This window comes from Sphingobium sp. FW305-3-2-15-F-TSA7 (assembly GCF_058787155.1).
Genome location: NZ_JBYSZM010000004.1, coordinates 232,312 through 242,958, shown reverse-complemented (window position 1 = coordinate 242,958; position 10,647 = coordinate 232,312). Strand labels below are relative to the sequence as shown.

The following is a 10,647-nucleotide window of genomic DNA, read 5'->3' as shown; positions in this document are numbered from 1 at the left end:
ACGCTGAAATATGTCGCATCCTCACCGGTGTTCGATGCGCTGAGCCCGGGCAGCACCGCGACCGACACCTTCACCTACACGGTGACCGACGATGGCGGTCTCACCAGCACCGCCACGGTGACGATGACGATCACCACGCTGGCCGATGGCGTGCAGGTGGTGGGCGGCGGCCGCAGCGGCAATGTGCTCACCGGCACGGCGGACGAGGACCGGCTCTACGGCTTTGCGGGCAATCAGAGCCTCAATGGCGCGGGCGGTGACGATGTGCTGATCGGCGGTGGCGGCAACGACACGCTGACCGGTGGTGCGGGCAAGGATGTCTTCATCATCAACTTCCAGGACGGGCATGATGTCATCACCGACTATACCCCCGGACAGGACGTCATCGATCTTGCCGTCGGCATGGACATCCTGAGCAGCGTCGCCGCCGACACCAATGGCGACACCATCGTCGATCTCACCATCAATCTCGAACTCGGCGGCTCGGTCACCCTGCTCGGTATCTCCAGCATCGGGCAGGTCACCTTCGCCTGATGCCTTAACGCCCCTCCCGCTCGCGGGAGGGGATTATAGGGTATAGCACCTCGCCAGAATGGCTATTCGGGAAGGGATCCGAATGTTCGAGGTCGCAGCGTTCATCGAAGAGTGCCTGGCCGCGGTCCGCCGGGATCCGACCCATATCGCCGTTTGCGAGGTGATGAGGCGGGCCTTCGCCGAACCGGCCGCGGTGATGGCCGGTGTCGGCAAGCCCGGCGAGAGCGGACTCGTCGCGCTTCATCAGTCGCCGGAACTGACGATCGTCAATGTCGTCTGGAAACCGGGGATGACGATCATGCCACACAACCACACGCTCTGGGCAGTGATCGGCGTCTATCAGGGGCAAGAGGACAATGTCTTTTGGCGCCGGCTGGAGGGCGACCCGAACGGCCGGATCAGTCCGTCCGCCACCAGATCGCTCGTTGCCGGCGACGTGATGCCGCTGGGCAAGGACGTCATCCATTCGGTGACCAATCCCAGCGAGCATCTGACGGGCGCCATCCATGTCTATGGCGGGCCGTTTTTCGAGGTGGAGAGAAGCGAGTGGGACGAGGAGACGCTGACCGAGCGCCGCTATGATCTCGCCAAGGCCAGGGCCATGTTCGACTGAGCCGGACGCCCGGCACAATGCCGTCGCGCCGCCGTCATGACTCCAAAGGATAGCCCGCTTCGGACCAGGCCTTCATGCCGCCGTCGAGCGCGGTCGCCCGGCGATAGCCCAGGTCGCGCAGCGTCGCCGCGGCCAGCGTCGAGATCTTTCCGAATTCGCAGCAGGTGATCACTTTCAGCGTCGGGTCGGGGAGCGCGGTGTTGACGCGCAGTTCGAGCTGCCCGCGCGGCAGATGGACCGCGCCGGGGACATGGCCCGCGTCATAGGCGTCCTTTTCTCGCACATCGAGAATGACGACGTCGCTGCCGTCGCCACCGCTCCGCTCTGCGAGTTCGGCGAGCGACATGAACGGCACTTTGCGCGCCGCCTCCGCCAGCAGTTGCGCGACCGTCCGGCCGCCGCTCATATTGGTGCGCAGCGCTTCGGTCAGATGCGTCGGTGCGGCAAGATCGAGCTGCTGCATCATCTCGACGAAGGCGGCGCATTCGGTCTTCTGCAGGCGCGGATTGTCGGCGATCTCCGCACCGATGGTGGAGCAGGAACGCCCCTTATAATCATGGGCGGGAAAGACCAGGGTTTCGGGCGGCAGTTTCAGCAGCTTGCCGAACAGGCTGTCGTACAGGGCACGGGGATCGCCGCTCGGCAGGTCGGTCCGTCCCGTTCCACCGATGAGCAATGTGTCCCCCGTGAACACCCGATCGTCCACCGCCAGGCACATCGAATCCCGCGTATGGCCCGGCGTATGCAGCGCCCTGATCCTTAGCTCTCCGACGATCAGCATGTCACCATCGTCCAGGCGCATGTCCGCGAACGGTGCCGGGCTGAGCCGATGGACCACGACCGGCGCGTGCAGCGCCTTTGCGAGTTCGAGGCTGGCCGAGAAATGATCGGCATGGGTGTGGGTATCGACGATATAGCGGACATGGACGCCGAGCTGATTCACCAGCCCGAGATACCGGTCGATCTGCGACAGTTCCGGGTCGATGAAGATCGCCGCGCGCGTCGTCTCGCAGCCGACGAGATAGGATTGGCAGCCGCCGGTCGCGACCTGCTCGAAGATCATGTTCCACTCCCCCGACTTTTCGCGAAATGCTGCGCTCTATCGATGTGCGCCGCAAGCGCGATATGCAGCGCACCGTAACCGGCGATGGCAGTCTTTCGCAATCCGGCCGCTCGCTTGCCGTAAGCGACGGCTATTCCGCCGCAAGCATCGCATCTTGTCCGAAAGCCTGCGCTTCGAAGATATTCAGGGAAATCCCGATTTCGTGCCGGAGCCAGGCCGTGAAGCGGCGATCGAGCGACGCCGGACTGCGGGGAGAGGCCGGGCGATACAGGCAATAGGTCTCGCCGATCGGCCGGATTCCGCCCGAACATGGGACGATCCGGCCCGCGATCAGCAGCCCTTCGGCGATCAGAGGCATGGCAAGCGCGATGCCGAGGCCGGCGGCCGCCGCCTCGTACATCAATTGCAGCGTATCGAAGGCCCGGGGCGCAGTGGTGAGTTCGCGCCGTCCCGACGCCGCGAGCCAGCGATCCCATATGCCGGCCGGCGACCGCACGGCGAGCAGCGGATAGTCGGCGAGGTCGGCATCGGCATCGGGCGGGGGGCGTCCGTCGGCCAGTTCGGGCGCACAGGCCGGAAAGACGCTGGCGGTGAAGAGCTGTTCCGCCGTCATCCCGCGCGGAATCGCCGTGGCGCCCCAGATCGCCAGATGGACCTGGCCCGACATCAGGATCGTCGGATCGCGGGTGAGCGACAATTCCACCTCGATCCCCTCGGCGCGCAGCAGCCCCGGCAGGCGCGGCACCAGCCAGTTGGCGAAACTGTGCGAGGTCGCGATCCTGAGCAGCGTGTCGCGCGCCGGCCCGATTTCGACGGTCGCATCGCGGATCGCCGCGATCGCCGGCTCGATCGCGATGAAATAGGATTGTCCGGCGCTCGTGAGCACCGGCACCGGCCCCGACCGGTCGAAGAGCTGGGTTTCCAGAAATCCCTCGAGCGTCGCGATCCTGCGGCTGACCGCCGACGGGCTCAGCGCCATCTGATGCGCGACCGCACGAAAGCTGCGCCCGCGCGCCGCGGCGACGAAGATCTCGATGGCTTCGAGCGGAGGCGCCTTGCGGATCATCGGCCGCAGCCTCTAGGCCCCTTATGTCACAGAATTGCGACATAGGGTCGTGGCGACTTAGAGGCTGTTTGGAAATGTGTGGAAGAGCGCTTCTCCAAACAGCCTCTTAGATCATCGCGCCTGGGCGGCCATCCTCCACGGTGAAGCGGGCCAGGCTGGTGCAGCGCGACGATGGATCGGTAAGATCGCCAACCGCGCGAAGATCGACCGTCATCGCCGCCGGCGTGATGTCGAGCGCCACATAGCCGGCATGGCGATTGTCGAGAAAGCGGACATGCGGATTGAGTGCCCGTGCCGGGCCGAACAATGCTTCGGGTCCGTTGCGCGCGGCGAGGCAGGTCGCGACGATCTCGGTCGCGATCGTTGGCGCGCGCGTCGCGTCGAAATCGCGCTTTACATCGTTCACCCAGAAGGAATGGACGTCGCCACCGAGCAGGATCGGATTGCGGATCGCGGGTCGGGCGAACGCGGCCAGCACACGATCGCGGCTCGCGCGATAGCCGTCCCAGAAATCCGAATAGAAAAGATCATCCCCGCCGGGCAGGAAGAGCCGCGAAAACATCGTCTGCTGCGCGACAAGGCTCCAGCGCCCGGTCTCGCGGGCAAGGCCGCGATCGAGCCAGTCGGCCTGTGCGTGCCCGAGCATGGTCGCGGCGGGATCGAAGGCGGCGGCGCAATCGCGGATCAGCCGACCGCCGCGTTCGGCGTCGGTCGCGCACGGATGTGCCGTACGGTACTGGCGCGTGTCGAGCATATGCACTGTCGCGAGATCACCCCAGCCGAAACGCCGGTAGAGCTGGACCTCTCCGCCATGCCGCAGCGCGCTCGGGCGCAGCGGCATATGTTCGAAATAGGCCTGATAGGCGGCGGCACGCACGCGTGCGAATTCCAGCGGATCGCCGTACCGGACGCCGTGGATGCCGGCATAGTCGTTCTCCACCTCATGATCGTCCCATGACACGATAAACGGCATCGCCGCATGGGCGGCGGCGAGGTGTGGATCGGTGCGATACAAGGCATGGCGCGCGCGATAATCGCCCAGCGTGACCGGCATCGGCGCGCCGAAGCTACGGACATCGGGGCCATCGCCAAAGGATTTCTCGTAGATATAGTCGCCGACCTGGAGCACCGCCTCCGCGCCGCTCGCGACGATGTCGGCATAGGCGCTGAACCAGCCCTGTTCCCAATGCTGGCATGATGCAAGCGCGAGGCGGAGGCGTTGGGGGCGCTCGGCGATCGTCGCCGTGCGCCCGGTGCGGCTGACGGTGTCGCCGAGATGGAAACGATACCAATAGGGCCGGCCGGGCCTGAGCCCCGCGACCTCCAGATGGACCGCCCCGCCGCGCGCCAATGGCGCCGCCGCCCGGCCGGTTCGGACGATCCGGCGGAAGCCGTCATCCTCGGCAATCTCGTAGCCGACCGCTGCATCGCCCGGCAGGCCGGCGACGCGCGTCCACAGCACGAAGCCGTCTTGCGCGGGTTCGCCCGAGGCAACGCCGAGTGCGAAGGGATCGGTCGCGAGCCGTGGCCGGGACGCGGGTTCCGCGTGGAGCATGCCGCCGAGAAGGAAACGGCCGGCCGCGACGGCAGCGGCGCCGCGCAACAGATGCCGGCGGCCGATCATCAGAAACGCAGGCCCAACCGCAGATAATAGGTGCGGCCATTGACGCCGATCGGGGTTTCCTCGCCGGTCGGGAAACTGCCCCCGGTCGCGCTGATCACGCTCGCCTGGTCGGCGATCGCATCGGGCATCGCGTCGAACAGGTTCTGGACGCCGCCGCTGACGCGCAGCGCTGAGGACAGCGCATAGCCGGCGGCGAGATCGACCACGGTCTTGCCGTCGAAACTCTGTGCGGCGACCAAAGGCTGCGACCGATATTGGCCGAACGCGGCGACGCTTGCCTGCAGATCGAAGGGACCGTGGGTGAGCCGCGTCTGCAGCGTGAACTTGGCGTCGGGCTGCGCCTCGGTCAGGAACAGGATCGATTTGGGAGTCAGCAGCGGCAGCGTCGGCAGCACCGCATTGGGCCGCAATCGATCGAGCCGGTTCTTGAACCAGCCATAGCCGGCGGCGACGTCGAGCCGGGTTTCGGGGGCGATCGCGCCGCTCCAGCGCGCGGTGAGCTCGACGCCGCTGGTCGTGGTGTCGACGGCATTGGTGAAGAAGCGGACCTGCTGGAAATTGGTGATGCCGGCGCCCTGGAGGATCGCGGTCACCGCCGCGCCGGCAAGCTGCTCGCTGAGCGCGACCCGGTCCCGAATCCGGATGCGGAAATAATCGGCGGTGAAGGAGAAGCCGTCCAACGGGCCGAACACGACACCCGCGCTGAGGTTGCGTGCGCTTTCGGGCTTCAGCGCAACCGCCCCGAGCGCGTGTGCGACGGGATCGGCGACGGGAAGCGTGCCGACCGTGACCAGCCGCCCTGCGCTCGTGGCGCCCTGCACCGCGCTGAAATATTGCTGCTGGAGCGACGGTGCGCGGAAGCCCGTGCCGATCGTGCCGCGGAATGCGACGCCCGGCATGGCGTCGAGCCTCGCGGTCGCGCGCCATGTCAGCTTGCCGCCGAAATCGTCATAATGGTCGTAGCGTGCGGCGCCGCCGATCAGCAGCGGCTTGACCGGCCGCAATTCGACGTCGAGGAAAGCGGCATAGGCGTCGCGCCTGGCGTCGGTGGGATTGCGCGGATTGAAGCCCGCGAAACCGTCGGCGCCGAGCCCGAAATAGGCGGCGGGTTCGCCATTGGCGATCGTGTAGCGCTCATGCCGATACTGGCCGCCCAGCGCGATATTGCCCCCAGCCAGAATACCGTCGAGTGGCCGCGACAGGCTGAGGTCGGTGACATGCTGCTGATAGGTCACCGCGCCCGCGTCGAACCGTGTCGGGCTGTCGAGGCCGAGCGAGACATTGGCGGTGTCGAAGACGCGGAAATCCGCCTTGTTGCGGCCATAGCTCTGGCTGAGGTCGAGTGCGATCCCGGCGCCGAGATCGCCGCGCAGGCCCAGGGTCGCGCCGATGTCCCAGATGCGTGGCTCGATGATCGGCAGGAAACCCTGCGGATAGAGCGGCGAGAATCCGGGCACACGAAACCCCGCGCCATTGTTCGATTTTTTCCGCGTGACGGTTCCGAAGCCGTAAAGTTCGACCGCGCCGAGCGGGACCGCCATGTCGAGCGCGACGCTGGCGATGCTCGCCTTGGGGTCGCCGATCCGATAGGTGACGCGGCCGAAGCGCTGGTCGATCAGCGCCCGGTTGGCCGGCTCCTGATGCCGCGCGAGCGCAGTCAGCGTCAGATGGCCGTCCGCGCCCAGGCCGATGCCAAGATTGGCGGTGACCATCGCATTCTCACCATCGCCCGCTTCGGTGATGCCGGCCTGGATCGCACCCGAACCGCCCGAGGCGTTGTCTTTCAGGATGATGTTGACGACGCCCGCGATCGCGTCGGAGCCATATTGCGCCGATGCGCCATCGCGCAGGATCTCGATCCGCTCGATCGCGCTTTCGGGAATCGTGTCGAGATCGACGCCGGCCGATCCGCGGCCGATGCTGTTGTTGACGTTGAGCACGGCGTTGGCGTGGCGCCGCTTGCCGTTGACGAGCACCAATGTCTGATCGGGCGAAAGGCCACGCAGCGTGACCGGCTTGGTATTGGCGGCGGTGGCGGTGGTCGCGGCGCGCGCGAAATTGACCGCGGGCTGAAGGAAATTGAGCGCACGGCCGAGATCGGGATAGCCCGTGCCATCCAGCGCCTCGGCCGAAACCACGTCGACGGGCGTCGAGGATTCGAGCGCCATGCGCCCGACCGAGCGCGTGCCGGTGACGATGATCTCGCTCTCCGGCGCCGCCTCGTCCTGTGGCGCGACCGGCTGTGCGGCGGCGCCGGTTCCGGCGATCGCGGCCGTGGCGGCCATGGCGTATGCGAGCATCTTGAGTCCCCCGAAATCTGTTCGGGGCGCACTTACGGATGGCGGGCGCGGCGCGTTATCGCAATTACCGGCACGGGCGTTGCGCAAAGCGGGACAAGGCGTGCCGGGCTAAGGGGCGGGGCGGCGATCTTCATTCGGCGAATTGCACCAGATCCCAGCGATTTCCGTAGAGATCTAGGAACACCGCCACCTTGCCATAGCTTTCGATCTTCGGCGGTCGCACGAACTCGACCCCTTTTGCGATCATCGTCGCATGATCGCGGTCGAAATCGTCGGTACGGAGGAACAGGAAAACGCGTCCCCCCGCCTGGTCGCCGATGAATCTTTCCTGTTCCGGCGTGGAGGCGCGCGCGAGCAAGATCGAAGTCGTATCGGCGGTTGCCTTGGTTCCCGGCGGTGCGACCAATACCCAGCGCTTGTCCTGCTCCGGCTGGTAGCTGTCCTCGACCAGGGTAAAGCCGAGCGTGCCGACGTAAAAGGCAATCGCTTCGTCATAGTCGCGAACGACAAGCGCGATATGGGCCAGCGACTGCTTCACGGCATCCTCCATTGTCGATGTCGGGCTAGCGGCGTTACCGGCGCATGTCGAACAGCAAAGGCCTTCCTGATCCGGGACCGTCCAGGGCACACGCGATTCGATTGCAGCCGGCGCACGTCCTCGCATTCGGACATGTTCGCACCTTTTGAGACAATGTAGGTGCAATACCAGTCAAACTGGCATGTAATGGAACTTTCGGAGCCGAATGAATAATATCCAGATCCGATGTATTTTTCCAGATATGATCGCGCCGACTATTGCGGACCGGCGTTTTCGAATTCGGGCGCGCATTAACATATTTTTTCCCTAGGGCTCCCCCGTCGCGACGGCGGATTCGGGCGGCCTGTGATCGAGTGAGGCGAGCGAACCCGCTGACAAACATGCGAAGAGGCCTGCCCTTGCTGGGTTCGATGGCTGCAAAGCCATGCGCGGAAATTAGCCGGACCCGCACAAAATCGAGGGATTTGGTGAAAAATTGATTAATGAGTAGAAATATTACATATACTATATACACAAAGACTAATGGGCTTCGAATGATCTTTGCGGTAGGAGAATGATTGGGCGTCCATAACACATTGCATCGGATTTGGTTCCAAATACCCAAAATGGTCACTAATTTAGCGGGGTTATTGATAAATTAATCAAAAAAATTAATTTGGCGTTTTGTGATTCAGTCACTCTTTATCACCTCAATACTGTAAGGGGTTGAGTGATGGCCAAGCGTATCGAAATTAAAGATCGTGCTTCGGGCGCTACGGAAAGTCATGTTGTACAGCAGAAAAATACGGTTCTTAAAGCAAAGGGCCCTGCTGCCGTAAAAGTGACTGCGCCGAAGGGTGAGGTTGCCGCCATGGAGCGTGACGGCAACGATCTCGTTCTCAAGTTTGCGGATGGCAGCGTCGTCCGCCTGGAGGATTATTTCGATTGCGCCGGGAAAGATGCCTCCCAGCTCAGCTTTGTCGATCCGAACGATGGCGGCGAGTGGAAAGTCGCGCTCGACGACATTGCATGCCGGCCCGTGGCGGACGCCACCTCGGGACCCCTGGCCTATACGTTCGAGCCCGTTTCCCAGGGCGGCGGGATGGGTGTCGCGCCGCTCGTCGGGCTCGGTGCGCTGGTGCTGGGCGGCGCGGCCGCCGCGGCGGGCGGCGGCGGCGGTGGCGGCAATAATCCTCCGACCGAGCCGGTGGATCGCACGCCGCCCGCCGCGCCCACCATTTCGCCGACCAACGGAAAGATCATCAAGGGGACGGCCGAGGCCGGCGCCAAGATCAATCTGGACATCGACGGCAACGGCACCACCGACACGACGGTGCAGGCCGATTCCTCGGGCAACTGGACCTATACGCCGACGACCCCGATCACCAACGGCGTCAAGGTGACTGCGACGGCCACCGACGCAGCGGGCAATACGTCCGGGCCCACGAGCGTGATCGTCGATGCGGCGGCGCCGCCGGTCCCGGCGATCGGCTCGGTCACCGACGATGTGACTCCTGTGACCGGCGCAGTCGCCAATGGCGGCGCGACCAACGACACCAGGCCCACGATTGGGGGCACCGGAACCGAGGCGGGCGCCACCATTTCGGTTTATGACAACGGCACTTTGCTCGGCACGACCACCGCGGACGCAAACGGCGCCTGGAGCTTCACGCCGGCCACCGCGCTCGGCCAGGGCACGCATAGCTTCACCGCGACCGCGACCGATGCTTTGGGCAATGTGAGCGCGTCCTCTGCCGGCTATGCGGTGACCATCGATACCGCGGCACCTGCCGTGCCTGCGATCGGATCGGTCATCGACGATGTCGGCTTAGTCGCCGGCCCGGTTGCCAGTGGCGGGGTCACCGACGATACGCGGCCCGCAATCACCGGCACGGGCGCCGAAGCGAACGCGACGATCTCGGTCTATGACAATGGCACGCTGCTGGGCACGACGACGGCGAACGGCGCGGGCACCTGGTCCTTCACGCCGGCCGCGGCGCTCGGGCAGGGCGCGCACAGCTTCACGGCGACCGCGACCGATGCGGCAGGCAATGTCAGCGCGCCATCGGCCGCTTATGCGGTGACGATTGATACCACTGCGCCCGCCACGCTCACGATCGCTTCGGTGACCGACGATGTCGCTCCGGTGGTCGGCGTGGTCGCGAATGGCGGCGCAACCGATGATACGCGTCCGGCGATCGCTGGCACGGGCGCCGAGGCCAATGCGACGATCTCGGTCTATGACAGTGGCGTGCTGCTGGGCACGACGACGGCGAACGGCGCTGGCGTCTGGTCCTTTACGCCGACCGTGGCACTTGGCGAAGGTCCGCACAGCTTCACGGCGACCGCGACCGATGCGGCAGGCAATGTCAGCACGCCATCGGCTGCCTATGCGGTCACCGTCGGTACGGCGACGCCCGGTGTGCCTGTGATCGGTTCGATCACCGACGATGTCGGGGCCGTGGTCGGTGTGGTCGCCAATGGCGGTGCGACCGACGATACACGCCCGGTGATCGCTGGCGTCGGCGCCGTCGCCAACGCGACGATCTCGGTCTATGACAATGGCACGCTGCTCGGCACGACGGCGGCGAACGGCGAGGGGGCCTGGACCTTCACGCCGGCGTCCGCGCTTGGGCAGGGCGCGCACAGCTTCACGGCGACCGCGACCGTCGCCGGCAATGTGAGCGCACCGTCGGCGGCTTATGCGGTGACCATCGACACCGCGGCACCCGCTGTTCCGGTGATCGGCTCGGTGACCGACGATGTCGGCGCGGTCGTTGGCGTCGTTGCCAATGGTGGCACCACCGACGACACGCGTCCGGCGATCGCCGGCACGGGTGCGGAGGCCAATGCCACGATCTCGGTCTATGATAATGGCACGCTGCTGGGCACGACGACGGCCAATGGCGCGGGCGCCTGGAGCTTCACGC

General features: G+C 65.4%; 8 protein-coding genes. 3 read left to right on the top strand and 5 right to left on the bottom strand.

Annotation, left to right across the window (positions count from 1 at the left end):
• Positions 1–534 (top strand): Ig-like domain-containing protein (locus tag AC3WN8_RS04620; RefSeq protein ID WP_492668214.1); only part of this gene is annotated, 534 nt, incomplete at its 5' end.
• 82 nt (positions 535–616) lie between these two features.
• Positions 617–1,147 (top strand): cysteine dioxygenase family protein, encoded by a 531-nt coding sequence (locus AC3WN8_RS04615; protein ID WP_492668213.1) that lies wholly within the window; start codon positions 617–619, stop codon positions 1,145–1,147.
• 34 nt (positions 1,148–1,181) lie between these two features.
• Here AC3WN8_RS04615 and AC3WN8_RS04610 read toward each other — a convergent pair whose 3' ends face one another.
• From AC3WN8_RS04610 to AC3WN8_RS04590, 5 genes are all read right to left on the bottom strand, one after another.
• Positions 1,182–2,210 (bottom strand): MBL fold metallo-hydrolase, encoded by a 1,029-nt coding sequence (locus AC3WN8_RS04610; RefSeq protein ID WP_492668212.1) that lies wholly within the window; start codon positions 2,208–2,210, stop codon positions 1,182–1,184.
• A 130-nt stretch (positions 2,211–2,340) separates the two neighbouring features.
• A complete protein-coding gene (locus AC3WN8_RS04605; protein ID WP_492668211.1) occupies positions 2,341–3,276 on the bottom strand; it encodes a LysR substrate-binding domain-containing protein in 936 nt (311 codons plus the stop codon).
• A 106-nt stretch (positions 3,277–3,382) separates the two neighbouring features.
• On the bottom strand, positions 3,383–4,900 hold the full coding sequence (locus AC3WN8_RS04600; protein ID WP_492668210.1) for an alkaline phosphatase D family protein: 1,518 nt from the start codon (positions 4,898–4,900) through the stop codon (positions 3,383–3,385).
• Entirely contained in the window at positions 4,900–7,200 is a 2,301-nt protein-coding gene (locus tag AC3WN8_RS04595) for a TonB-dependent receptor plug domain-containing protein (RefSeq protein WP_492668209.1), read from the bottom strand. Before AC3WN8_RS04595 ends, AC3WN8_RS04600 begins: the two co-directional genes overlap by 1 nt.
• Positions 7,201–7,330: 130 nt before the next feature.
• Entirely contained in the window at positions 7,331–7,738 is a 408-nt protein-coding gene (locus AC3WN8_RS04590) for a VOC family protein (protein ID WP_492668208.1), read from the bottom strand.
• A 712-nt stretch (positions 7,739–8,450) separates the two neighbouring features.
• Here AC3WN8_RS04590 and AC3WN8_RS04585 point away from each other — a divergent pair.
• Positions 8,451–10,647 (top strand): Ig-like domain-containing protein (locus AC3WN8_RS04585; protein ID WP_492668207.1); only part of this gene is annotated, 2,197 nt, incomplete at its 3' end.